Genomic DNA, 23,412 nt, shown 5'->3' with positions numbered 1-23,412 from the left:
GGGCGGGAGGCGTGGGTGCGGGCGGTGGCGCGGGAGCCGGAGAGGTGCGGCGTCCCCCGCGCAAACGCGGGCCACCTGGGCGACGCGATTACACCATCGAGGCGCATAAGGGGAGCAAGTGCCCGTAAAGCCCTACGGTGGCCGGGTGACCGAGCCACCAGAACCGCGCGCCGCAGCCGAGCAGTCCGAGCCCGGAATCCGCACCGGCACACCCGGCGGGACGGACGGCCGGCAACCCGGTCAGGGAACCCCTGCCGCCGGGCCCTCCCTCGCCGCGAGGGCCGCGCGGAGGCTTCCCCGAACCGTCTCCGGCCGCGCGACCCTGGCCGGGGCCGCCGTGTCGGGCCTGCTGATCCTGGCGATCGTGTTCGGCAGCCGCCTTCTGCACGACTTCGACTCGGCGCTGCTGCCGTACGCCGTGGCCACCGTCTTCCTCGCCTTCGGGGTCGCCCACCGCTACACGGTCTGGGTCTCGGCTCCCGGCGCCCGACGACTCTTCAGGAACGGCTGGCGAAGCCTGTTCTCGGCCGAGAACTTCCGCAGAGCACCCACCGCCCTGCCGAAGATGATCGCGACCTATCTGGGCTTCCAGAAGTTCCTCGGGGCCCGCTCCCACGCGCGATGGGCCGCCCACCAGCTGATCTTCTGGGGGTGCGTCCTCGCCGCGCTGATCACCTTCCCGCTGACCTGGGGCTGGTTCACCTTCACCTCCGCCGACGGCTCGGGGCCCGGCTACGAGATGCGTATCTGGGGCCTCAAGATCATCGGCTTCGATTCGCTGAACTTCGTCGGCTGGCTGATGTTCCACGGCCTGGACATCGCCGCGGTACTGGTCATCCCCGGCGCGGGGTACTTCCTCTGGCGCCGGATGAAGGACCGGGGAGCCATCACCGGACAGCGGTTCGCCTACGACATGGTGCCGCTGCTCGCCCTGATCATCGTCTCCGTGACCGGCCTGCTGCTCACCTTCTCCTCGATCTTCCTGCACGGCGGAGGCTACGAGTTCCTGGCGATCCTCCACATGGTGTCGGTGGTCTTCACCCTCATCTACATCCCGTTCGGCAAGTTCTTCCACATCGTGCAACGCCCGGCAGCGGTCGGCATGCAGCTGTTCAAGTACACGGGGCGTCAGGACGGCAAGGTCTTCGCCTGCCGCCGCTGCGGGGCAACGATCGACACCGGCCCGTACGTCGAGAACCTCCGCGGCACCATGCGTGACCTCGAACTCGGCTTCGACGCATGGACCGAATACTGCCCGCGCTGCAAGCGGGTGCTGCGCGGCAACGCCTATCTCACCCAGGTCAAGAAGGGCTTCAAGTGACCGCGGACCCACGCGCAGCCGACGGCCGTACGGTCGTCCCCCTCGATCCGTCCCTCGCTCCGCCGGGCACCCGCGGCTTCCGGGACGCGGGCGGGATCCCGGCCGACCGGTGGCACGCCGACCAGAACGGCGAGACGCTCGTCCCCACCCACTGCTGCTTCTGCGGTGTCCAGTGCGGGATGTACCTCCGCGTGGACCGTGCGGGCAAGGTCTTCGGTGTGGAGCCCCGCAACCACGACATCAACCGCATGCGACTCTGCCCCAAGGGCATCAACGCCTACCAGCAGGTCAACCACCCGGACCGGCTCACGGCCCCCCTGATGCGACGCTCCCGCGACGAGGAGCTGAGGGAGGTCTCCTGGGACGAGGCTCTCGACTTCACCGTCTCCGAGATCAGGCGCATCCAGGAGGCCCACGGGAGGGACGCCTTCGGTGTGCTCGGCGGTGCCAGTCTCTTCTCCGAGAAGACGTACCTGGTCGGAAAGTTCGCCCGGGTGGCGCTGAAGACCAGGCATGTCGACTACAACGGCCGGCTCTGCATGGTCAGCGCCGCCGGTGCCAACAAGCTCGCCTTCAACATCGACCGGGCCGGCAACCCCTTCTCCGACATCCTGCTCACCGACTGCCTCCTGCTCGCCGGTGCCAACGTCGGAGAGTGCTTCCCCGTGCTGACCCAGTACGTCTGGGGCGCCCGGGACCGCGGCGCCACCCTGATCGTGATCGACCCGCGAGAGACGGCCGTCGCGCGCACCGCCGACATCCACGTGGCACTCAAGTCGGGCACCGACTCCGCCTTCTTCAACGCCGTGCTGAACGTGGTCATCGAGGAAGGGCTCACCGACGAGGCATATCTTGCCGCCCACGCCACCGGATGGGAGGAGGTCAAGGCATGCGTCGCCCATTACCCCCCGTCCCGCGCCGCCGAGATCTGCGGGATCCCCGCCGAACAGGTCGTACAGGTCGCCCGCGCCTTCGCCCGGGCGCCCAAGGCCATGGCCTTCCACGCCCGGGGCATCGAACACCACACACAGGGCGTCGAGAACTGCCTCAGCGTGATCAACCTCTGTACCGCCACCGGCCACATCGGCAAGCCCGGTGCCGGCTACGGCACCCTCACCGGGCAGGGGAACGGCCAGGGCGGCCGTGAGCACGGCCAGAAGGCGGACCTCCTCCCTGGCGGCCGGTCGATCCTCAACGAGGAGCACCGCCGGCAGATCTGCGAGATCTGGGGCATCGAGGAGTCCGAACTCCCCGCCGCCGGTACGTCGATGATGGAAATGGTCTGGCAGATGCAGCGCCGCGAGATCCGCGGCCTGATCGGCATCTGCAACAACCCCTTCGTCTCCCTCCCCAACTACGCCGTGGTCAAGGACGGATACGACACCACCGAATTCCACGCCCAGTTCGACTTCTTCCTCTCCGAGACCGCCGCCAACGCGCACGTCGTCTTCCCCGTCACCATCTGGGCCGAGGACGAAGGAGTGATGGCCAACTCCGAGGCGAGGGTCGTCAAGCACAACAAGGCCCAGGAACCACCATCCGGTGTGCGGACCGACACCTGGGTGATGTGCGAGATCGCCCGGCGCCTCGGTGAGGGGGACAAATTCACCTACGGTGGCTCCCGCGACGTCTTCGACGAACTGCGCAGGGCCTCCGCGGGCACCGTCATCGACTACTCCGGCATCACCTACGAACGGCTCGAGGAGACCGGTGGGATCGCCTGGCCCTGCCCGTCCACCGACCACCCCGGCACTCCCCGGCTGTTCGAGGACGGCACGACCTATCACGCAGACGGCAGGATCCATATGCAGGTCGTCGAGTGGCATCCGCCGGCGGACCCCTACGACGACGAACACCCGATGTCGCTGACCACCGGACGCACCGTCGCCCACTTCCTCTCCGGCAACCAGACCCGCCGGCTGGGGGCCCTCGTCGAGCAGACCCCGCGGCCCTGGGCCGAGGTCCACCCCTCGCACGGATTCCGCAACGGCGAACCCGTCCGTGTCGTCACCCGGCGCGGCAGCGAGGTCTTCCCGGCCCTCGTCACCGAGGCGATCCGGCCCGACACGGTGTTCATCCCCTACCACTGGCCCGTTCCGACAGCGGCCAACGCACTCACCATCGACGCCCTGGATCCCCGCTCCAAGATCCCCGAGTACAAGGTCTGCGCCTGCCGCATCGAGCACGCGGGAGCGATCGACGAGGTCCCCGCGCCCCCGGTCGCCCCCGGCCACGTCGCCTACCCGGAGACACAGGTCTCCCGTACCGACCCGTTGCCGCCCACGGCCCCGCAGGGCCGCGGGACCTCGGAAAGGAGCTGATGCCCCCATGATGGGCAGAACGATGTTCATCGACCCGGGGCGCTGCATCGGCTGTCAGGCATGTGTCTCCGCCTGCCGGGAATGCGACTCGCACCGCGGCAAGTCGATGATCCATCTCGACTACACCGACGAGGGTTCATCCGTCGCCTCCCTTCCCACGGTCTGTATGCACTGCGAGGACCCGGTGGCCCCCTGCGCCGAGGTCTGCCCGGCCGACGCGATCCTGGTCACCGCCGACGGCGTCGTCCAGCAGGCCGACACCACCCGTTGCATCGGCTGTGCCAACTGCGTGAACGCCTGTCCCTTCGGTGTCCCGAAGATCGATCTCCAGGCGAAGCTGCAGATGAAGTGCAACCTCTGCTACGACCGCACCGCCTACGGGCTCGCCCCCATGTGCGCCACCGTCTGCCCGACCGGCGCCCTCTTCTACGGCACCGTCGAGGAACTGCAGGCGGAGCGCCCCGGTGTGCAGGTCGCCGACACCTTCGTCTTCGGCGAGAGCGAGGTCCGCACCGGCGTGGCCATGGTCGTGCCCGCCGAGCGGGTCCAGTGGCCGGTACCCGGCGGACTTCCCGTCGTCGAGATCAACGGGAAGGACGTCAGCCGATGAGCGTCACCGAACAGCAGCCGCCTGACCCCGGCCACGGCCCCGGTAGCGGCCCCCGCGAAGCGCTGCACGACAGGATCGCCGCAGACTCGCTGACCACCCGTCGCGACTACCTCCGTATCGTCGCCACCGTCTCCGGCGGCCTCGCCGTGGGCGGTCTGGCCGTGGCGGGCGGCATCCTCCACCGGCACGGCGATGCGGAGGACGGGAAGTCACCCGCCCCGAAGCAGATCGCCGCGCAGTTGCTGCCGGGTGAATCCCTCGCCTTCCGCTACCCCGGGGACGAGGACCGTGCCGTCGCCGTACGGATGGACGACGGCACCCTCGTCGGCTACTCCGCCGTCTGTACCCACCTGGCTTGCGCCGTGCTCTGGCGCAAGGACCGGGGCACGGAGGGCGAGCTCTACTGCCCCTGTCACGAGGGAGTCTTCGACGCCCGCACCGGCGAGGTCACGGCCGGCCCACCGCCCCGAGGCCTGCCCAAGGTGGCCCTGACCGAGCTCGAGGACGGCACCATCTGGGCCGTGGGCACCACCCGCTCCGGCGAGAGCCTCGAGGAGGGGCTGTGCCGGCAGCTCGCCGGCGACCGCCCGGACCTCGCCGAACGGATCGGCTGCCCCGGCACCGGAGGCGGTGCGGAGGCGCCACCCGCGCCCGCTCCGTCCGATGACACGAACACGGGGAGGCGGTCATGACCGAGCCCCTGGACCCGGCCGGGCCACCGAGGCCACCCGACCCCGCCGGATCGGCCTATCCCGAATACCGGCCTGGCAGCGCCCGGCCCGAGCTGAACCGTCCCCTCCACGACCGCTACCCCCAGATCCGGCCCACGAGCGGCTACGCCGACCCACGGGTGCGCCACACCGGCCCGGGGCCCGGGGCGGGCTCGGAACAGGAGCCCGAACGCTCCGCGAAGCTGACGGCCCGACTGGTGCTCGCGATGAGCGTCGTCATCGGCCAGCTCTGGGCGCTGACGGAGGTCGTCAACGTGTGGATGGAGGGCGACACGGGCACGGCCTGGTGGGGTGCGGGTTTTCTGTGCCTGTCGTTCCTCGTCGTGCTCGGGTTGTGGATGCTCGATCCGAAGGACCGCTGAGCCCGGCCGTACCCTGGAGGTATGAGTACCGCCCCCGCCCCCGGACCGCGAGAATCGAAACCGCCCCAGCCGCAGCAACGGCCGGCGCGAGAGCCCGGGCCCGAGCCGTCGGCTCTGGTCTTCGACGATCCGCTGGACCGGCAGTCCTCGGACGATACGGACCGGGGATGGGGCGAGCGGGCTCCCGCCGGTGGCGGCGCCTCCGACCTGGCACGCTTCCTCGACGAGAAGCCGCCCCACCACATCTGACACCGGATGCCGGCGACGCTTCCGGCTGACTACGGCCGGCCCCGCTGGGCGACCAGCGCGTCCCGGATCTCCTTCAGGGCCTCCGGCTCACTCACCTCCAGCGTCTCCCGCACGCCCTCCTTCGCTGCCTGGGCGGCCGCCCGGCGGACGGGACACTTCGCCATCGGCGACACCGTCAGGGACGGACGTGTGGTGTGTCGCCCCCTCAGGTGTGTTCGGCATGCGACACCGCCACCGCGAGCCGTCCCGAGGCGCCGGCACCCGCCAGGTCCGCCGCTGTGTCCCGCTCCACGGACAGGACCACCAGGGCACCGCCTCCTGTGCCCGCACCGCCCCCCGCCTCCGGGAGCGCCGCGTCCCCGCCGCCCGGACCGTGCGGGACCTCCGCAACCCGTACGTCGCGTGCCACCACCCTGGCCTCGGCGTCTCCGTCGATCGCGGCGATCACATCGACGCGATCGCCCGGCCGGAGCAGCCCGACCGTAGCCGCGTCTGCGATCCGGACCGGAGCGGACACCAGCCGCTCCGCCCGCCGCTCGGGCGCCGGTGGCGAGCCCCCGGGGACGGCGGCAGCCCCTCTCTCACCGACCGGCCCCGACGCGGCCAGTACGGCGGAGGCCAGAGCGAACCCAGCGGCCAGCGCCCGCCGCTGCCCACGCAGCGCCCGCCGTAGCCGTTGACCGCCACCGCCCCGCACCCGTAGGGGTCCGAAGGACGGGACCCCGCACGGTGCGGGGGGCGCCGGACGTGTATCGGGAACCGAGGGGAACATGGACAACACCACCTGCCGTGAGGGAAGTCCACCAGGGACGCCCATGCGGGAACGCGCGGGGAGAGCGCGAGGAACGAGCGGGGAAATGCCGGAGGAAAGCGTGAGGGGAGTCCGGCGGCAATCCCCCGCCGAACTCCCCTCACGATCCACCCTCAGCCGGAATCCCGCCCGGTCCTGTGGACGGCCCACACGATGTGGAAAACCCGGTCACCCGTAGGAGCCAGATGCCCTACGGCAGTTCGATCCCCGTGTCGGTCCCGTCCAGTGCGTGCGCGCAGACGCAGTCGCGGTCCTCGCTCTTGGGCAGAGCGGCCACCGCGTCGAAGAGCACCGACCGCAGCCGGTCCACATTGGCCGCGAAGACCTCCAGCACCTCCGCGTGGCTCACGCCCTCGCCGGCCTCGGCGCCCGCGTCGAGGTCCGTCACCAGCGTCAGAGTGGTGTAGCAGAGGTTCAGTTCGCGGGCGAGTACGGCCTCCGGGTGCCCGGTCATCCCGACCACCGACCAGCCCATCGCCTCGTGCCAGCGCGACTCCGCACGGGTCGAGAAGCGCGGGCCCTCGACCACGACCAGGGTCCCGCCGTCCACCGGTTCCCAGTCGCGTCCGCGCGCCGCCCCCAGGGCCGCCTTGCGTCCCTGGGGGCAGTACGGGTCGGCGAAGCCGAGGTGGACGACGTTCGGCCGGGTCCCGTCGGCCAGGGGCTCCCCGTCGTAGAACGTCTGCGTGCGGGCCTTGGTGCGGTCGACCATCTGGTCCGGCACCAGCAGGGTGCCCGGCCCGTACTCCGGACGCAGCCCGCCGACCGCGCACGGGCCGAGAACCTGGCGTACGCCTACGGAACGCAGGGCCCAGAGGTTGGCGCGGTAGTTGATCCTGTGCGGCGGGAGATGGTGGCCTCGCCCGTGGCGCGGGAGGAAGGCCACCCGGCGCCCGGCGAGTTCACCCAGGAAGAGGGAGTCGCTCGGAGCCCCGTACGGGGTGTCCACCTGGATCTCGGTCACGTCCTCCAGGAAGGAGTAGAAGCCCGATCCGCCGATGACACCGATTTCCGCTGTACCCGATTCTGCGTTCACCATGCGGTCACACTAACCGGGCGCGCACGACCGGGACCCCGCCGAGTCGATCGGCGGGGTCCCGGTGAAACATGTGGTGTACGCCCGGCCTCAGGCCGCCGACGTACCGCTCGACGACGTGGAGGAAGTCGAGGACGAAGCCGACGACGAGGCAGCCGGCTTCGCTTCCGGCTTCGCCGGGGACGAACCGGTGGACGACCCGGTCGACGAGTCCGACGCCTTGGCGGTCGACGACGTCGCAGGCGCGCTGCTCGACGAGGAGCCACGGCTGTCGTTCCGGTAGAAACCGGATCCCTTGAAGACGATGCCGACGGCCGAGAACACCTTCTTGAGGCGTCCCTCGCAGTTCGGGCACACGGTCAGGGCATCATCGGTGAACTTCTGCACCGCTTCGAGGCCCTCGCCGCATTCGGTGCACTGGTACTGATAGGTCGGCACTTGCTCCTCCTGGCACTCTCACTCAATGAGTGCTAACGACGCTCCATACTGACGTATTCCGAGCGTTCAGTCCACCGTGACCGGCTCGCGGTGACCGATCCCACGTGCCACCGTCCGTCCCTGAGCCCGCGGAGTCAGCCGTGACCGCAGGGTCAGGAGGGTCGCCAGTGCCAGCGCCGTGCCTGCCAGTGGGACCAGGAAACCGCTGCTCGCGCCATAGGTGTCCGCGAGCTGTCCGGCCGCCGTGACCGCCGCCGCCTGCCCGAGTGCGACGGCCCCGGTCAGCCAGGTGAAGGCCTCTGTCCTCGCGGACGCGGGCACCAGTGCGTCGACCAGGGTGTAGCCGCTGATCAGGGCGGGAGCGATGCACAGCCCGACCAGCAGTCCGAGTCCCGCCAGCAGCGGTACGGAGTGCACGGCCCAGAGCCCGGAGGCGGTCAGTGTCAGGGCCACGTAGCCGACGATCAGCCGGCGGCGAGGGCCGCTCTTCCAGGCGATGGCGCCACAGGCGATACCGGCCAGCATGTTGCCGGCCGCGAAGACCCCGTACAGCAGCCCGTTCACGCCGGGCCGGCCGATCTCCTCGGAGAACGCGGTCAGGGACACCTGCATACCGCCGAACACGGTGCCGATGCCCAGGAAGGTGATCGCGAGGACCCGCACCCCGGGCACGGAGAGAGCCGAACGGTGCGGCTCCGCCGCCGTGGCCGCGCCGCGTGGGGCGGGCTGGGTGGAGCGCTGGGCGGCGAACAGGACGCCGCCCAGCAGTGTCAGAGCCGCCTCGGCCGCCAGTCCGGCCGCCGGGTGCACTCCGGTGCAGAGCGCGGTCGCCAGTACGGGGCCGATCACGAAGGTGAACTCGTCCGTCACGGACTCGAAGGCGGCGGCCGTGCCCATCAGCGGCGAGGCGCGCCGCCCCGGGGCGGCGCCGAGCAGTGCGGCCCAGCGGGCCCGCACCATCGGCCCGACCTGCGGGATGGAGGCCCCTGTGGGCACCGCCGCGAGGAACAGTGCCCACAGGGGCGCGTCCGCCAGGGCGAGCGCCGTGAGGGCGCCGACGGAGGCGGCGTGCACCAGGACGCCGGGCAGCAGCACAGCGCGCTGGCCGAACAGGTCGGCGAGCCGGCCGCTCTGCGGCGCGAACAGCGCCATGGAGACGCCGGAGACAGCGGCCACGGCACCCGCACTGCCGTACGAGCCGGTGGTGTGCTGCACCAGGAGCACGATGCCGATGGTCAGCATCGCGAAGGGCTGCCGGGCTGCGAAGCCCGGGAGGAGGAAGGTCCACGCACCCGGGGTGCGCAGCAACTGCCCGTAACCGGGGCGGTCGGAGACCGTGGACGCCACGGTCCATGCCTTTCTGCCGCCTGGTGGCCGTGCCCCCGGGGCGGCCCGCACCAGGGTGCGGGAGCGTGCGGGAGCTGCCGAGAGCTGTCCTCTTCGCGCGGAACTGCGGTAGATGCCGGGCGCTCGCTCCAGAGGCGAAGGCGCCACGACCGCCATACGGTCGCGCCAGCTCTGCATCAGGCAGAGTTGGTCGATCAGATTCGAATCGTGTGGATCATGAGATCCGGTCCTTCATCTTACAGGTCCCTGTCTTCAGGCACCTGCGATCGTGCGCAGGTGCCCCTCCGTGCCACCTCGGCACCCCGCCGCCTCCGGTCAGTGGTGGGCGTGCGTGCCGCCGGTCCTGTCTCCCGGGCGGTCGTCGCCGCCCCTGCCGAGCTTCCTGGCCAGCTTCGCCAGGTGCGGGCCGGCCGGGCCGTTGTCCTGCCGGCCCGCACCGCCGGTGCCCAGCCATCCGGCCAGCTTGCCGCCCTCGCCGACCGCGCGCAGCCGTGCCTCCGTGGCGTCGCGGACCGGGTCGGTGGCGACGACCAGCAGCTCGTCCCCGCGGCGCAGCACGGTCGAGGGCGCGGGGACGAAGCTCTTGCCGTCCCGCACGACGAGGGTGACCGCGGCACCGGCGGGCAGTCGGAGTTCGGCCACCTCCACGCCGTGCATCTTGGACCTGCCGGGTACCTCGACGGACAGCAGATGGCCGCGCAGCCGTTCGAGCGGCGCCGACTCGATGCCGAGGTCCGCGGTCTCGGACGGGTCGTCGGAGATCTTGAGGGCCTTCGCGAGCCAGGGAAGCGTCGGCCCCTGGAGCAGCGTGTAGACGATGACGAGCACGAAGACGATGTTGAAGACGCGGGTGCTGCCCTCGATCCCGGACACCATCGGGATGGTCGCCAGGATGATGGGGACGGCGCCGCGCAGCCCGGCCCAGGACATCAGGGCCTTCTCCCGTCCGGGAAGACGGAACGGCGCGAGGCTGATGAAGACCGACAACGGCCTCGCCACGGCCGTGAGGACCAGTCCCACGACCACGGCCGGCCAGAAGTCGTCGACGAGGTCGTGCGGGGTGACCAGCAGTCCGAGCAGGACGAACATGCCGATCTGCGCCAGCCAGCCGAGCCCGTCGGCGAAGCCCCGGGTCGCCGGCCAGTGCGGCAGCTTGGAGTTGCCGAGGACCATCGCGGCCAGGTAGACGGCCAGGAAGCCACTGCCGTGTGCCATGGCGCCCGCCGCGTAGGCGGAGACCGCGATCGCCATCACGGCGATCGGGTAGAGCCCGGACGCGGGCAGTGCCACGTGGCGGATCCCGAAGGCGCCGAGCCAGCCCACCGCGAGCCCGATCGCCGCGCCGATGGCCAGCTCCAGTGCTATCTCGCCGACGAGTACGTACCAGTGCTCCACGGGGCCGACGGCGGAGAACGCCACCACCAGGATGACCACGGGGGCGTCGTTGAAGCCGGATTCGGCCTCCAGGACGCCGGTGATCCGGGAGGGGAGGGGGACCTTGCGCAGGACGGAGAAGACCGCCGCGGCGTCGGTGGAGGAGACGACGGCACCGATGATGAGGGCCTGCCGCCAGTCCAGGCCGACGAGGTAGTGCGCCGCGCTCGCGGTGACGCCCACGCTGATGCCCACACCGACGGTCGACAGGACGGCCGCCGCCGGCAGGGCGGGTTTCACTTCTTTCCACTTCGTGCCCAGGCCGCCCTCGGCCAGGATGACGACCAGTGCGGCGTAGCCGATCACCTGGGTCAGCTCGGCGTTGTCGAACTTGACGTCGAAGATGCCGTCCTGCCCCATGGCGATCCCGATGCCGAGGTACAGGAGCAGGCTGGGGAGCCCGCTGCGGGACGAAATGCGTACGGCCGCCACGGCGACCAGCAGGACGAGTGAGCAGACGAGCAGAAGTTCGTTGAGCGCGTGGACAGTCAGGGTCCGTTCCTTCCCTGCGTAGGAGCATCCGGCGGACGGGGGCCGAATGCTCCGAGCCTTCCGGATCGGCCTCCGGCGGCCAGTACTTCGTTACCTTACCTAATCTTTAACGCTTTCTTGACGCCTTCGAGTGTCCGTGCGAACCGGTGCGCAAATGGATGCATCCCCATACCGCGTCCGAGTGGCTTCGGCGGGGCGCCTATGGTTGCTCCTGCACTCCCAGGACCACCCTGCCCCTCGAAGGACAGCGATGCCCGCCAACACAACCGCCTCTTCCGGGTCTTCCGATGCGAAGAAGACCGGCAGGAAGAAGGGGCGACGCGCCCGCCTGTTCGTGATCGTCCTGGTGCTGGCGCTTGTCGCGGGTGTCGGATACGGCGCGTACTGGTCCGTCTCCACGGTCCGGGCCTCGTACCCGCAGACCACAGGTTCCATAGATCTCAAGGGCCTTTCGGGCGACGTCGACGTCAAGCGCGACGACTACGGAATCCCGCAGATCTACGCCGACACCGACAGCGACCTCTTCCGCGCCCAGGGCTTCGTACAGGCCCAGGACCGCTTCTGGGAGATGGACGTACGCCGCCACATGACGTCCGGACGGCTCTCCGAGATGTTCGGGGTCGGCCAGGTCGAGACCGACTCCTTCCTGCGCACGCTCGGCTGGCGCAAGGTCGCCCAGCAGGAGTACGACACCGTCCTGGACGAGGACACCAAGAAGAACCTCCAGGCGTACGCGGAGGGGGTGAACGCGTATCTGGACGGCAAGGACGGCAAGGACATCTCCGTCGAGTACGCGGCGCTCGGCCTGACCAACGACTACGAGCCCGCCGAGTGGACCCCGGTCGACTCGGTCGCCTGGCTGAAGGCGATGGCCTGGGACCTGCGCGGCAACATGCAGGACGAGATCGACCGCTCGCTGATGACCAGCAGGCTCAGCACGAAGCAGATCGAGGATCTCTACCCGGACTACCCGTTCGGGAAGAACAAGCCGATCGTCGAGCAGGGCGGCGTCTCCCCGGTCACCGGCAAGTACGACCCGGAGGCCGAGCCGTCGGACTCCATCGGCTCGCAGACCGTCGAGGGTGCGACCGAGGGCCTGAACACCCAGCTCTCCGCGCTCTCCGACACCCTGGACGAGATCCCGGCGCTGCTCGGCCCCAACGGCAACGGCATCGGATCCAACTCCTGGGTCGTCTCCGGCGAGTACACGACGACCGGGAAACCGCTGCTCGCCAACGACCCGCACCTGGCGCCGCAGCTGCCCTCGCTCTGGTACCAGATGGGTCTGCACTGCCGTCAGCTCTCGGAGTCGTGCCAGTACGACACGGCCGGCTACACGTTCTCCGGGATGCCCGGTGTGATCATCGGCCACAACCAGGACATCGCCTGGGGCTTCACGAATCTCGGAGCCGACGTCACCGACCTCTTCCTGGAGAAGGTCTCCGTCGACGGCTACCAGTTCGGGGGCAGGACCGAACCCTTCATCACCCGCGAGGAGACCATCGAGGTCGCGGGTGGCCGGAGCAGGAAGATCACCGTCCGCGAGACCAACAACGGTCCGCTGGTGTCCGACCGCAGCGGCGAGCTCGCGAAGGTCGGCAAGAAGGCGCCCGTCACCACCAACGCGCCCGACCGCGGCGACGGCTACGGGGTCTCCCTGAAGTGGACGGCGCTGGACCCCGGCAAGTCCATGGACGCGGTGTTCGAGCTCAACCGTGCGAAGGACTTCACGAGTTTCCGCAAGGCCGCCTCGCACTTCGAGGTGCCGTCGCAGAACCTCATCTACGCGGACACCAAGGGCAACATCGGCTACCAGGCGCCCGGCAAGATCCCGGTCCGTCTCAAGGGCGACGGTACGACGCCGAGTCCGGGCTGGTCCGCCGAGTACGGGTGGGAGAAGAACCCCATCCCGTTCGACGAACTGCCGTACGAGTACAACCCGGACCGCGGCTACATCGTCACCGCCAACCAGGCCGTCATCGGCGACGGCTACGAGCACATGCTCACCCAGGACTGGGGCTACGGCGCCCGCAGCCAGCGGATCAACGACCTGATCCAGAAGAAGATCGACGGCGGCGAGAAGATCTCGACCGACGACATGCAGACGATGCAGATGGACAACCAGAGCGCGATCGCCGCGAAGCTGGTGCCGGAACTCAAGAAGATCAGCATCTCCGACAAGCACGTCCGTGAGGCGCAGAAGCTGCTGGAGGGCTGGGACTACACCCAGGAGTCCGACTCGGCGGCCGCCGCCTACTTCAACGGCGTCTGGCGCAACATCCTCATACTGGCCTTCGGCGACAAGCTCCCCAAGGAGATGCGGGCCAAGGGCGACTGCATCTACGTGGAGCCGGTCACCAGCACCGGGCCCGTGGACGAACAGGACAAGCTCGTACGCGAATGCGGCCAGCGTGCCCCGGACGCGGCACAGCCGGACGGCGGCGACCGCTGGTACGAGGTCGTCGACAGCATCCTGGACGACCAGGACAACGAGTGGTGGAAGGTCCCGGCCAAGGGACGCGAAGACGCCATCGACAACCGTGACGAGCTCTTCGCCCGCGCCATGGAGGACGCGCGCTGGGAGCTGACGGCCAAGCTCGGCAAGGACATGAGCACCTGGACCTGGGGCCGGCTGCACCAGCTGACCCTGCGCAACCAGACGCTCGGCACCGAGGGGCCCGACCTGCTGCAGCGCGCCCTCAACCGGGGTCCGTGGGACCTCGGCGGCGGCGAGGCGGCGGTCAACGCCACCGGCTGGAACGCGGCGGGCGGCTACGGGGTCATCTGGGTTCCGTCGATGCGGATGGTCGTCAACGTGGGCGACTGGGACAAGTCCCGCTGGATCAACCTCACCGGAGCCTCCGGGCACGCGTTCAGCGCGCACTACACCGATCAGACCGACAAGTGGGTCGAGGGCGAACTGCTCGACTGGTCCTTCGGGCAGGACGCGGTGGAGCAGTCCACGGTCGACTCCCTGACGCTCAGGAAACCCTAGGCATCGTCCCTGGGCGGAAGCGCCGTGCTCCGGCAGGCGTGACCACGGCATCCACGGGGTGGTCGTGCGGTTCTTCGGGAACCCGCGCGACCACCTCGTCGTCGTACAGCAGGACCACCAGGGCGGGGTGCGCCCCGGCGGAGGCGAGGCGGGCCAGTACCCGGTCGTAGCTGCCACCGCCCCGCCCCAGCCGCATTCCGCGCCCGTCCACGGCGAGCCCCGGCAGCAGGACCGCGTCCGCGTCGAGGACCGCCTGCGGCCCGAGGCGCGCGCCGTCCGGCTCCAGCAGGCCGCGTTCGGCGGGCACGAGATGCTCCACCCCCTCGAACAAAGCCCAGTCCAGGTCGTTGTCCGCCATGAGCACCGGCAGCAGCACTCGTACGCCCCGCGCGCGAAGGGTGTCCAGGAGCACATGGGTTCCCGGTTCGCGCCCTACGGACACGTAGGCCGCCACGGTCCGGGCGCGGGCGAGCTCGGGAACGTCCGAGGCGGCCGCGGACAGAACCGCTGCGGTCCTCCTGACGTCCTCCGAGGTGAGGAGGCGTCGAGCGGCCAGAAGGTCTCGACGCAGTGTCGCTTTTTCGGACATGTCATGGTTCAACGGGTGCTCACATAGTTCTTTTATGTGGATGTATGAGAACGAAGTTAACCGGACGCTCATCTTCCGCCCATTAGCACCGGTTAGAGTTCAGCTCATGACTCAGTCGCGCCCCAGGATCAGCAAAGCTGTCATCCCAGCTGCAGGTCTTGGCACCCGGTTCCTGCCGGCCACCAAGGCCACTCCCAAAGAGATGCTGCCTGTCGTCGACAAGCCCGCCATCCAGTATGTCGTCGAGGAAGCCGTGGGAGCCGGTCTCTCCGACGTACTGATGATCACCGGCCGGAACAAGCGTCCCCTGGAGGACCACTTCGACCGGAACTACGAGCTCGAGTCCGCGCTGACCCGCAAGGGAGACGCCGAACGCCTCCTGAGGGTCCAGGAGTCCAGTGACCTGGCCACCATGCACTACGTACGCCAGGGCGACCCGCGCGGCCTCGGCCACGCCGTCCTCTGCGCCGCGCCGCACGTCGGTGACCAGCCGTTCGCCGTCCTTCTCGGCGACGACCTCATCGACCCGCGCGACCCCCTCCTCGCCAGGATGGTCGAGATCCAGGAGCGCGAGGGCGGCAGTGTCGTCGCGCTGATGGAGGTCGACCCCGCGCAGATCCACATGTACGGCTGCGCGGCCACCGAGCCCACCGGCGACGGCGACGTCGTCCGGGTCACCGGCCTGGTGGAGAAGCCCGACCGGGCCGACGCCCCCAGCAACCTCGCCATCATCGGCCGTTATGTGCTGGACCCCGCGATCTTCGACATACTGCGCCACACCGAGCCGGGCCGCGGCGGCGAGATCCAGCTCACCGACGCGCTCCAGCTGCTGGCCGAGGACGAGAAGATCGGCGGCCCGGTGCACGGCGTCGTCTTCAAGGGCCGCCGCTATGACACCGGTGACCGCGGCGACTATCTGCGTGCCATTGTCAGACTCGCGTGCGAACGTGAAGACCTGGGCCCGGACTTCCGGACCTGGCTGCGCAGTTACGTCACCGAGGAGTTGTAACAGCTTGAGCAGCACGATCTGGTCGGTGGACGAGCACCTGGACGACATCCTGGCCGCGGTGAGGCCGCTCGAGCCCATCGAGCTGCAACTGCCCGAGGCCCATGGCTGTGTTCTGGTCGAGGACGTCGTGGTGGAGGTCGCGCTGCCGCCCTTCGACAACAGCTCGATGGACGGATACGCCGTCCGGATCTCCGATGTCGAGGGCGCGAGCGAGGAGTTCCCCGCCGTCCTCACCGTCATCGGCGACGTCGCGGCGGGCGACACCGGCCTGGCCGACGGCCGTTCCGTCGGCCCGGGCGAAGCGGCCCGCATCATGACCGGTGCTCCGCTGCCCGCGGGTGCCGAGGCGGTCGTCCCGGTCGAGTGGACCGACGGCGGCACGGGCGGCGGCCCGGCCGACACCATGCGGGCCCACAGCGACGCTCCGGAGGGGGCGAGCGGTGAGGTCCGCGTCCACCGCCCCGTCAAGGCCCGCGCCCATGTCCGGGCCAAGGGGAGTGACGTACGGCCCGGTGACGTGGCCCTGCGCGCGGGTTCGGTCGTCGGTCCGCCGCAGATCGGGCTGCTCGCCGCGATCGGCCGCTCGACGGTGAAGGTGCGCCCCCGCCCGCGCGTCGTGGTGCTCTCCACCGGCAGCGAGCTCGTGCAGCCGGGCGAGGAGCTGACCGGCGGCCGGATCTACGACTCCAACAGCTTCGCGCTGACGGCCGCCGCCCGGGACGCGGGAGCCATCGCCTACCGCGTCCCCGCGGTCGCCGACGACGCGGAGACGCTGCGGGCCACGATCGAGGACCAGCTGATCCGCGCCGACATCGTCGTCACCACGGGCGGCGTGAGCGTCGGCGCGTACGACGTGGTCAAGGAGGCCCTGTCCTCGGTCTCGTCCGCGTCCTTGGCCGGTGGGGAGGACGAGCCCGGCGGCGGCGTCGACTTCCGCAAGCTCGCCATGCAGCCGGGCAAGCCGCAGGGCTTCGGTTCGATCGGCCCCGACCACACTCCGCTGCTGGCGCTGCCCGGCAACCCGGTCTCCTCGTACGTCTCCTTCGAGCTGTTCGTCCGGCCGGCGATCCTCACCCTGATGGGCATCGAGGACGTGCACCGCCCGAAGGTGCGGGCCACCCTCAGCGCCGACGGGCCGCTCACCTCGCCGCCCGGCAAGCGCCAGTTCCTGCGCGGGACCTACGACGCGGAGGCGGGCACCGTGACTCCCGTCGGGGGGCCCGGATCGCATCTGATCGCCGCCCTCGCCCAGGCGGACGCGCTGATCGTGCTGCCCGAGGACGTCACCTCGGCCGAGCCCGGCGCGGATGCCGAGGTGATCCTCCTCCGCTGACTTCGGCGCGGTGGCGGTACGGTGTCTGGCGCTGTGCCTTACCGGGGGAAGCCCCCCGGGCCCCTCGGTCCGTGCCTCGGCGCGGGACGGGCGGGCAACCGGCGCCCTACCGCTAGGCGGAGTGAGTTGAGTACGCAGAACAGGCTGACGCACATCGACGAGGCGGGTGCCGCCCGCATGGTCGACGTGTCGGAGAAGGACGTCACGGCACGTGTCGCCCGGGCCAGCGGCCGGGTCCTCGTGTCACCGCGTGTCGTCGAACTCCTCAGAGGCGAGGGTGTCCCCAAGGGCGACGCGCTCGCCACCGCGCGCATCGCCGGGATCATGGGCGCCAAGCGCACCCCCGACCTGATCCCGCTGTGCCACCCGCTCGCCGTCTCCGGAGTGAAGGTCGACCTGAGCGTCGCCGACGACGCGGTGGAGATCCTTGCGACGGTGAAGACCACGGACCGAACGGGTGTCGAGATGGAGGCCCTGACCGCCGTGTCGGTCGCCGCGCTCACGGTGATCGACATGATCAAGGCGGTCGACAAGAGCGCGGTGATCACGGACGTCCGGGTCGAGGCCAAGTCGGGCGGCAAGTCCGGCGACTACCGGCGCCCCGCACCGGAGGGGGCGGACGCATGAACGCCCCCGGCAGTCCCCCCGCCACCGGCGGCTACCGCGCCCTCGTCGTGACAGCCTCCAACCGGGCTTCCGCCGGTGTGTACGCCGACAAGGGCGGCCCTCTCATCGCCGAGGCCCTCACCGGGCTCGGCTTCGCAGTCGACGGCCCGCAGATCGTGCCCGACGGTGATCCCGTGGAGGCGGCCCTCCGGGCCGGAGCCGCCGCGGGCTACGACGTGATCGTCACCACCGGTGGTACGGGCATCTCGCCCACCGACCGCACGCCCGAGGCCACCCGGCGCGTGCTGGACCGTGAGATCCCGGGCATCGCCGAGGCGATCCGTGCGGAGGGCCGCGACAAGGTGCCCACCGCCGCGCTCTCCCGCGGCCTCGCCGGCATCGCGGACCGCACCCTCGTAGTGAACCTGCCTGGCTCGACCGGTGGAGTACGCGACGGACTCGCGGTCCTGGGCAGGCTTCTGGTGCACGCCGTCGACCAGTTGCGCGGCGGCGACCACCCCCGACCGGGGAGTCCGAGCTGAACGTCCGGACCTGGCCGGTGATCCTGACCGACGGCACCGTCACCCTCCGCCCGATAAAGATGCGCGACCAGAGCATGTGGCGCGAGGTCAACCGGCGTAACCGTGACTGGCTTCGTCCCTGGGAGGCAACCGTCCCGCCGCCCGCCCCCGGCGGCCCGGTGGCCCGGCGCCCCACCTACCGTCAGATGATCCGCCACCTGCGGGCCGAGGCGAACGCGGGCCGGATGCTGCCCTTCGCCATCGAGTACGAGGGGCGTCTCGTCGGGCAGTTGACGGTGGCCGGCATCACCTGGGGCTCGATGTGCTCGGGCCACGTCGGCTACTGGGTCGACCGGAGCGTGGCCGGCCGCGGCGTCATGCCGACGGCGGTGGCGCTCGCTGTCGACCACTGTTTCCGCAACGTCGGACTGCACCGGATCGAGGTGTGCATTCGGCCCGAGAACGGGCCCAGCCGAAGGGTCGTGGAGAAACTCGGATTCCGCGCGGAAGGGCTGCGTCCACGCTATCTGCACATCGACGGTGCGTGGCGGGACCACCTGATCTTCGCGCTCACCGCGGAGGAAGTGCCCGAAGGGCTGCTACAGCGTTGGCGCAGGGTGCGGCCGCGTACACCGGGGACACCGCGCACGCCCGGGGAAATAAAATAAGTGTTCGAATTAGATCGGTCTCTGAACGTAATCAGCCTCACTTTCGTCAACCTCTGACCCGAGCAATCGCAAAAAAAGTCCGTCATATGAGCCTGATCGTGCGACACACCGGGCCAATTGGCGGATGCTGCCGTGCAATCCCCTCTACGGTGTGATCGTGAGCAGCAGCGGCCTCATCTACGCAGTCATCGTCGGGGCCTGGGCCGCCTACTTGGTGCCGATGTGGCTCCGCAGGCAGGACGAGCTCAATGAAGCCCGTCCGACGGAACGCTTCAGCACCGCCATCCGGCTGCTGTCCGGACGGGCGGCCATGGAGCGCCGTTACGCCAGGGAGCTGCGGGAGCGGGATGCCGAGGAGGCGCCTGGCGGCGACGTGGACCCGGATGTCGAGACGGACCGGTTGGAGTCCGTCGACGTCCGGGCCTTCTCCGCGCCCCCGGCACATACCGAAGCGCGGTTGCACGACCCGGCGCACGCCCGGCCGGACGAGGAGCGCCCGCCCGACCGGCCCTCCCGCCCCGCACCGGCCCGGCGCCCGCGCCCTTCCGGATCGGAGTCCGAGCGGGAGCGACGGCAGCGGTCCCAGGTCCTCGCGCGCCGTCGTCGTACCACCACGGTCCTCTTCATGGCGTTCACGCTCGGCGCGGTCGTCGCGGCGGTGGGCGGCCTCCGCTTCCTGTGGGCGCCGGCCGTTCCCGCCCTGCTGCTGAGCACGTACATCGTGCATCTGCGGGGCCAGGAGCGCCGACGGTTCGTCTTCACCATGGACCGGCGACGCGCCGAGGTGGCCGCGCAGCGGCTGCGCGAGAACCGTCCCCGCAGGCACCAGCCCGCGTCCTCGGCTCCCGCCGAGCCGGACGAGGAGCCCGGAGGGGCACCCGCGCCCGCCCCCACGGTCTCCCCTCAGGAAGCGGGCCGCCGCGCTCTCGTCGAGCAGACGGACCACGCGGAGTGGGTCGACCAGCAGCGCGAACGCGGACCGGCCCAGGGCGACAGCTGGGAGCCCGTGCCGGTCCCGCTGCCGACGTACGTCACCGCCCCCGTCGCCCCGCGCGCGTCGGGCGGGGTAGAGGTCGGCGATCCGGAGACCTGGAGCGCGGCCCGCTCCAGGCCGGCCGAGCCCACCCGGACGGGCGCCTCGGACGCCCCCGTGCCGGAGGCCGACGCACCCCCGCGCCGGAGGCCCGGCCAGCCCCGCCGCACCCGCGACCGGGGCCGGACCCCCCTCTTCGACCAGTACGACGACGAGGACCGGCCGCGCGCGGCCAACGAGTGAGCCGACGGTGAACCCGACTCGGTGACCTGCCGGGATACGGATTTCCGAGCACCCTGTTGAGGGTGCTAGAGTTTCACTCGTTGCAAGGGCCTGTGGCGCAGTCTGGTAGCGCACCTCGTTCGCATCGAGGGGGTCTGGGGTTCAAATCCCCACAGGTCCACCGCACACACGAGATCCCGGTCAGACGGTCACCGTCTGACCGGGATCTCGTCGTTTCAGCTCCTGCGTGTGTGAGGCTCAGGCCGAGGACCAGGGAGTGCGGTGGCAGGCCCTGCTGAAGGCCGACGCCACGTTTGCGGGCTCGGCCGTCATTCTCCGGCCTACCTCGCGCTGGCCCGACTCGGCAGGACCGAGCCCCGCCTCGCCCTCTCCGCAGCGGACTGCCAGACACTGGAAGCGCTGGCCGCCGAGTGGTTCGCGCGCGGTGTGGACGCCGCCTACCTCACCCACGCCCTCACCGCCGGCCCTCCCGCCCGGGTCGACTCCCCGGTCGGCCTCGTACGCCGCCGCCTCAACGACAAACTCCCGCCCCACCTGCCCACGGCCCCGGCCGCGCACGGTATCCCGGGCCGCCGTCTGCTGGTGGAGTGCACCGAATGTGGTGCCCCCGGTCCCTCCGAAGCCATCCTCGACGGCTTCTGCCGCCCCTGCCGCCAAGCACCGCGAGAGGCAACCGCAGCCGGACCGGCCATCGAGCGCGACATCCAGGTCCACATGAAAGCTCTCCGCGACGGACTCAGGCTGCCCTGACGCTCCGGGCCTCAGGCGTCCGTCGGCTGCGCCGTGAACACGAAGTGCCCGTGTACGTCCCGCACCTGCCGCATGCCGACCAGCTCCATCCGCGCGGCCCGCAGGAGCCGTATGAGCGAGGGGGTCTGCGGGCCGTAGACGGTGGCGACCAGAGCACCGCCGACGCGCAGGATCCGCGGCAGCTCCGCGAGCAGCGGCACGGGGACGGAGAAGTGGAACACGAACGAGGCGAGGACGACGCCGATGGTCCGGCCGGCGAAGGGGAGGGGCCCGTCGCCCGATATCTGGACGACCGGCGTGCCGCTGTCGTGCCGCCTCAGGGACGCCGCGCTCATGTCGCATCCGTAGATGCGGCTGTCCGCGAAGACCGAACGGTAGACGGGGACAGCCCGTCCGTCACCGGTGCCGAGGATCGTCCCCCGGGGTGCCGGTGCGGGCGGCGCCCGTGACAGTCAGGTCCGAGACGACCTTCGCGGTTCCCGTACTGAGAGGGCCTGCCCCACTGCTGGATGTTCTTGCTGAACTCCACGAACTCAGCCCAGGCAGTCGGCCTGACAAGCACGGTTCAGGATGGAGTCAGCTCATTGTGTCCGTCTCCACCGGCGTGGGTCGTCTTCCAGCTGCGCCCGTTCCCAACCGCCGTGCTCGGCGGCGGCCTCGTAGGTGGTATGCAGGAACTCCGTCAGCGCGCGGTCGGGTTCGGGGGCGGTGCGCACGGTCTCGTACGGCAGCAGGAACTGGCCGTTCTCCGTGCTGTAGTAGGCGCCCTTCGGTCCCACTGGATGGTCTGCGAAGCCTTCTGGTTCAGGGTAGGCGTAGGAGTAGAACGCGCCTTCCTCCCCGCCTCCCGGCCAGAAGCCGCAGCTGGACAGTTCGCGGGAGTAGCCCTCGACCATCACCCAGTCGCCGCAGTTCGGGGCGCCGCCTGGATGCGGGGGAGCGGAGCGGCCGGAGAAGCGGGTGCAGGCGAGGTCCATCGCGCCCCAGAAGAAGTGCACCGGGCTGGCCTTGCCCGTGAAGTGCGCCCGGAACTGGCCCATGACCCGGTCCGCCTGCAGCAGCTGCCGCCAGAACAGGTGCGCCGCCTCTGCGTCGTAGGCGGCGTGCTGCTCGTCTTCCGCGAACGGGATCGAGGGGTCCACTTCGTTCGGACGCCTCTGGAAGACCGCGCCGATGCCGAGCGCATCGAGCGCCTCCATGGTCTCGGCGTAGAAGGCGGCCACCGACTTGGGCGCCAGGGCCACACTGCGGTCGCCGCCTTCGCTGCTGCGGATCCGCAGCTGATGGTCGACGAAGTCGAACTCCGCGTCGAACATGCCGCTGCGGTAGGGGACCGGCCCGGTGGCCAGCCCTCTGGGGGTGACGTGCAGAGTGACCTGCCACCAGTGGTTGAGCAGGGGCGCGTGAGCCAGCCGGAGCTTGCCCACGATCTGTGTCCACATATGCAGTGTGTCCCGCGTCGCGGTCCAGTCGGCGACCTGCAGCGATGGCCATGCGGCACGCCCCGACGCCGCTGGGCGGGTTGGGGAGTGGTGAGTACTCACGGCGTCTTCCTCCAGAGGGGGCTATCGGTGCTCGGGGTTGCCGAAGTCGGGACGGCAGCCCGCGTCCCACTCGCTGCGCCGGTTGCCGTACGACGGGATGCCGCCGGCTGTACGCAGCATCGCTGCCAGGTGCAGCATGTTGTAGGTCATGAAAGTGGTGTTGCGGTTGGTGAAGTCGTTGTCGGGTCCGCTCGAACCGGGGTCGAGATAGGACGGGCCGGGGCCGGCCTCGCCGATCCACCCGGCGTCGGCCTGCGGCGGAATCGTGTAGCCGAGGTGCTGGAGGCTGTACAGCACGTTCATGGCGCAGTGCTTAACACCGTCCTCGTTTCCGGTGATCAGGCAACCGCCGACCCGTCCGTAGTACGCGTACTGCCCCGCATCGTTCAGCAGGCTGGAACAGCCGTACAACCGCTCGATCAACCGCTTCATCACCGAGCTGTTGTCGCCGAGCCAGATCGGCCCGCACAGCACCAGGATGTCCGCGTCGAGCACCCGCTCGTACAACTGAGGCCAGTCGTCACGTTCCCAGCCGTGTTCGGTCATGTCCGGCCACACTCCGGTGGCGATGTCGTGGTCGACGGCCCGTACGGTCTCGACGTCCACTCCGTGACGTCGCATGATGCCGACACTGCGGTCGATCAGCCCGCCCGTGTTGCTGATCTCCGGCGACCGTTTGAGCGTGGTGTTGAAGAACAGCGCCCGCAGCCCGTCGAACGACGGCGTCGCGCCGTTCTTCTCCACGGCCTGGTCCATTGGCGTTCCTTCCGGTGTCGAGCGCGGCCTCCATGAGTCGGACCGCTGGTGGGTACCCCCGTGGGGGCCGGACACTGAGGGGTGATGGTTGCTTCCTACTTCCTCCACGGAGGCGCAACGCCAATCCTGTGGCCGTCCGCGCGCGCCCGCCACAGCAGCCGCACAGCGGCCGGGAGGCGTGCAGGACTCACTGTCCGTTCGACGTCCGGGATG

22 protein-coding genes, 1 tRNA gene and 2 pseudogenes are annotated in these 23,412 nt (G+C 70.2%); 15 read left to right on the top strand and 10 right to left on the bottom strand.

Going from position 1 to position 23,412, the window contains the following annotated elements; all coding sequences use genetic code 11:
• Positions 1–145 precede the first annotated feature (145 nt).
• From BFF76_RS13755 to BFF76_RS13730, 6 genes are read left to right on the top strand one after another with little or no spacing between them, the layout of a single operon-like run.
• Positions 146–1,321: a hypothetical protein gene (locus tag BFF76_RS13755; protein ID WP_031098503.1), complete on the top strand. Its 1,176-nt coding sequence runs from the start codon at positions 146–148 to the stop codon at positions 1,319–1,321.
• Positions 1,318–3,642 (top strand): molybdopterin oxidoreductase family protein, encoded by a 2,325-nt coding sequence (locus tag BFF76_RS13750; protein WP_031098506.1) that lies wholly within the window; start codon positions 1,318–1,320, stop codon positions 3,640–3,642. The genes BFF76_RS13755 and BFF76_RS13750 overlap by 4 nt, the downstream gene beginning before the upstream one ends.
• Before the next feature lie 7 nt (positions 3,643–3,649).
• Positions 3,650–4,252: a 4Fe-4S dicluster domain-containing protein gene (locus tag BFF76_RS13745; protein WP_031098508.1), complete on the top strand. Its 603-nt coding sequence runs from the start codon at positions 3,650–3,652 to the stop codon at positions 4,250–4,252.
• The gene (locus BFF76_RS13740) at positions 4,249–4,944 is read left to right on the top strand and encodes a QcrA and Rieske domain-containing protein (protein ID WP_031098510.1); all 696 of its coding nucleotides are present in this window, start codon (positions 4,249–4,251) and stop codon (positions 4,942–4,944) included. The genes BFF76_RS13745 and BFF76_RS13740 overlap by 4 nt, the downstream gene beginning before the upstream one ends.
• Complete coding sequence (locus BFF76_RS13735) at positions 4,941–5,345, top strand: DUF6755 family protein (protein ID WP_053928869.1); 405 nt, start codon at positions 4,941–4,943, stop codon at positions 5,343–5,345. The genes BFF76_RS13740 and BFF76_RS13735 overlap by 4 nt, the downstream gene beginning before the upstream one ends.
• 21 nt (positions 5,346–5,366) lie before the next feature.
• A complete protein-coding gene (locus BFF76_RS13730) occupies positions 5,367–5,594 on the top strand; it encodes a hypothetical protein (protein ID WP_065848299.1) in 228 nt (75 codons plus the stop codon).
• 41 nt (positions 5,595–5,635) lie between these two features.
• Here BFF76_RS13730 and BFF76_RS31315 read toward each other — a convergent pair.
• From BFF76_RS31315 to BFF76_RS13705, 6 genes and pseudogenes are all read right to left on the bottom strand, one after another.
• A pseudogene (locus tag BFF76_RS31315) lies at positions 5,636–5,773 on the bottom strand (large conductance mechanosensitive channel protein MscL); the annotation flags it as partial.
• Between the two features lie 26 nt (positions 5,774–5,799).
• Complete coding sequence (locus tag BFF76_RS13725; RefSeq protein ID WP_053928868.1) at positions 5,800–6,366, bottom strand: RcpC/CpaB family pilus assembly protein; 567 nt, start codon at positions 6,364–6,366, stop codon at positions 5,800–5,802.
• Positions 6,367–6,595: 229 nt separating this feature from the next.
• Complete coding sequence (locus BFF76_RS13720) at positions 6,596–7,444, bottom strand: S-methyl-5'-thioadenosine phosphorylase (protein WP_065848298.1); 849 nt, start codon at positions 7,442–7,444, stop codon at positions 6,596–6,598.
• An 87-nt stretch (positions 7,445–7,531) separates the two neighbouring features.
• Complete coding sequence (locus BFF76_RS31310) at positions 7,532–7,879, bottom strand: FmdB family zinc ribbon protein (protein WP_078958777.1); 348 nt, start codon at positions 7,877–7,879, stop codon at positions 7,532–7,534.
• Between the two features lie 66 nt (positions 7,880–7,945).
• Complete coding sequence (locus BFF76_RS13710; RefSeq protein ID WP_065848297.1) at positions 7,946–9,226, bottom strand: MFS transporter; 1,281 nt, start codon at positions 9,224–9,226, stop codon at positions 7,946–7,948.
• 315 nt (positions 9,227–9,541) lie between these two features.
• Positions 9,542–11,092: a potassium/proton antiporter gene (locus tag BFF76_RS13705; RefSeq protein WP_031098521.1), complete on the bottom strand. Its 1,551-nt coding sequence runs from the start codon at positions 11,090–11,092 to the stop codon at positions 9,542–9,544.
• A 310-nt stretch (positions 11,093–11,402) separates the two neighbouring features.
• Here BFF76_RS13705 and BFF76_RS13700 point away from each other — a divergent pair, with 310 nt between their 5' ends.
• Complete coding sequence (locus tag BFF76_RS13700) at positions 11,403–14,147, top strand: penicillin acylase family protein (RefSeq protein WP_065848296.1); 2,745 nt, start codon at positions 11,403–11,405, stop codon at positions 14,145–14,147.
• On the opposite strand, the gene BFF76_RS13695 is transcribed toward BFF76_RS13700, so the two are convergent.
• Complete coding sequence (locus BFF76_RS13695) at positions 14,134–14,736, bottom strand: 5-formyltetrahydrofolate cyclo-ligase (protein WP_031098523.1); 603 nt, start codon at positions 14,734–14,736, stop codon at positions 14,134–14,136. The two genes, BFF76_RS13700 and BFF76_RS13695, sit on opposite strands and share 14 nt — an antisense overlap.
• Before the next feature lie 106 nt (positions 14,737–14,842).
• On the opposite strand from BFF76_RS13695, the gene galU reads away from it, so the two are divergent.
• The 8 genes and pseudogenes from galU to BFF76_RS13655 form a co-directional block, all read left to right on the top strand.
• Positions 14,843–15,745, top strand: a complete 903-nt coding sequence (galU, locus tag BFF76_RS13690) for a UTP--glucose-1-phosphate uridylyltransferase GalU (protein ID WP_053928866.1) — start codon at positions 14,843–14,845, stop codon at positions 15,743–15,745.
• Between the two features lie 4 nt (positions 15,746–15,749).
• Positions 15,750–17,078 (top strand): molybdotransferase-like divisome protein Glp, encoded by a 1,329-nt coding sequence (gene glp / locus BFF76_RS13685; protein WP_065848295.1) that lies wholly within the window; start codon positions 15,750–15,752, stop codon positions 17,076–17,078.
• A gap of 126 nt (positions 17,079–17,204) precedes the next feature.
• Positions 17,205–17,705 (top strand): cyclic pyranopterin monophosphate synthase MoaC, encoded by a 501-nt coding sequence (gene moaC / locus BFF76_RS13680; RefSeq protein ID WP_031098527.1) that lies wholly within the window; start codon positions 17,205–17,207, stop codon positions 17,703–17,705.
• Positions 17,702–18,226: a MogA/MoaB family molybdenum cofactor biosynthesis protein gene (locus tag BFF76_RS13675; RefSeq protein ID WP_065848294.1), complete on the top strand. Its 525-nt coding sequence runs from the start codon at positions 17,702–17,704 to the stop codon at positions 18,224–18,226. The genes moaC and BFF76_RS13675 overlap by 4 nt, the downstream gene beginning before the upstream one ends.
• A gap of 17 nt (positions 18,227–18,243) precedes the next feature.
• Entirely contained in the window at positions 18,244–18,873 is a 630-nt protein-coding gene (locus BFF76_RS13670; RefSeq protein WP_031098532.1) for a GNAT family N-acetyltransferase, read from the top strand.
• 157 nt (positions 18,874–19,030) lie between these two features.
• Positions 19,031–20,149 (top strand): divisome protein SepX/GlpR, encoded by a 1,119-nt coding sequence (gene sepX / locus BFF76_RS13665; RefSeq protein WP_478077250.1) that lies wholly within the window; start codon positions 19,031–19,033, stop codon positions 20,147–20,149.
• Between the two features lie 86 nt (positions 20,150–20,235).
• A tRNA-Ala gene (locus tag BFF76_RS13660) sits at positions 20,236–20,309 on the top strand.
• Between the two features lie 143 nt (positions 20,310–20,452).
• Positions 20,453–20,899, top strand: a pseudogene (locus BFF76_RS13655) (MarR family transcriptional regulator); the annotation flags it as partial.
• A gap of 11 nt (positions 20,900–20,910) precedes the next feature.
• Here BFF76_RS13655 and BFF76_RS13650 read toward each other — a convergent pair.
• From BFF76_RS13650 to BFF76_RS13640, 3 genes are all read right to left on the bottom strand, one after another.
• Positions 20,911–21,312, bottom strand: coding sequence for a class I SAM-dependent methyltransferase (locus BFF76_RS13650; RefSeq protein ID WP_275935662.1), 402 nt, complete (start codon positions 21,310–21,312; stop codon positions 20,911–20,913).
• 168 nt (positions 21,313–21,480) lie between these two features.
• Positions 21,481–22,443 (bottom strand): DUF5996 family protein, encoded by a 963-nt coding sequence (locus tag BFF76_RS13645; protein WP_031098541.1) that lies wholly within the window; start codon positions 22,441–22,443, stop codon positions 21,481–21,483.
• Positions 22,444–22,464: 21 nt separating this feature from the next.
• A complete protein-coding gene (locus BFF76_RS13640; RefSeq protein WP_065848291.1) occupies positions 22,465–23,199 on the bottom strand; it encodes a flavodoxin family protein in 735 nt (244 codons plus the stop codon).
• Between the last annotated feature and the right edge of the window lie 213 nt (positions 23,200–23,412).

It is taken from the genome of Streptomyces mutomycini (genome assembly GCF_001700505.1).
GTDB lineage: Bacteria > Actinomycetota > Actinomycetes > Streptomycetales > Streptomycetaceae > Streptomyces > Streptomyces mutomycini.
The sequence above is the reverse complement of the archived record's forward strand: the minus strand, read 5'-3'. Positions and strand labels throughout refer to the sequence as shown.

What these genes read in the sequence shown, in the direction of transcription:
- BFF76_RS13745 (WP_031098508.1), top strand. Translation starts at nt 3,650, where the DNA reads ATGATGGGCAGAACGATGTTCATCGACCCGGGGCGCTGCATCGGCTGT.
- BFF76_RS13735 (WP_053928869.1), top strand. Translation starts at nt 4,941, where the DNA reads ATGACCGAGCCCCTGGACCCGGCCGGGCCACCGAGGCCACCCGACCCC.
- galU (WP_053928866.1), top strand. Translation starts at nt 14,843, where the DNA reads ATGACTCAGTCGCGCCCCAGGATCAGCAAAGCTGTCATCCCAGCTGCA.
- BFF76_RS13640 (WP_065848291.1), bottom strand. Translation starts at nt 23,199, where the DNA reads ATGGACCAGGCCGTGGAGAAGAACGGCGCGACGCCGTCGTTCGACGGG.
- BFF76_RS13675 (WP_065848294.1), top strand. Translation starts at nt 17,702, where the DNA reads ATGAACGCCCCCGGCAGTCCCCCCGCCACCGGCGGCTACCGCGCCCTC.
- BFF76_RS13720 (WP_065848298.1), bottom strand. Translation starts at nt 7,444, where the DNA reads ATGGTGAACGCAGAATCGGGTACAGCGGAAATCGGTGTCATCGGCGGA.
- BFF76_RS13695 (WP_031098523.1), bottom strand. Translation starts at nt 14,736, where the DNA reads ATGTCCGAAAAAGCGACACTGCGTCGAGACCTTCTGGCCGCTCGACGC.
- BFF76_RS13700 (WP_065848296.1), top strand. Translation starts at nt 11,403, where the DNA reads ATGCCCGCCAACACAACCGCCTCTTCCGGGTCTTCCGATGCGAAGAAG.
- BFF76_RS13730 (WP_065848299.1), top strand. Translation starts at nt 5,367, where the DNA reads ATGAGTACCGCCCCCGCCCCCGGACCGCGAGAATCGAAACCGCCCCAG.
- BFF76_RS13725 (WP_053928868.1), bottom strand. Translation starts at nt 6,366, where the DNA reads ATGTTCCCCTCGGTTCCCGATACACGTCCGGCGCCCCCCGCACCGTGC.
- BFF76_RS13740 (WP_031098510.1), top strand. Translation starts at nt 4,249, where the DNA reads ATGAGCGTCACCGAACAGCAGCCGCCTGACCCCGGCCACGGCCCCGGT.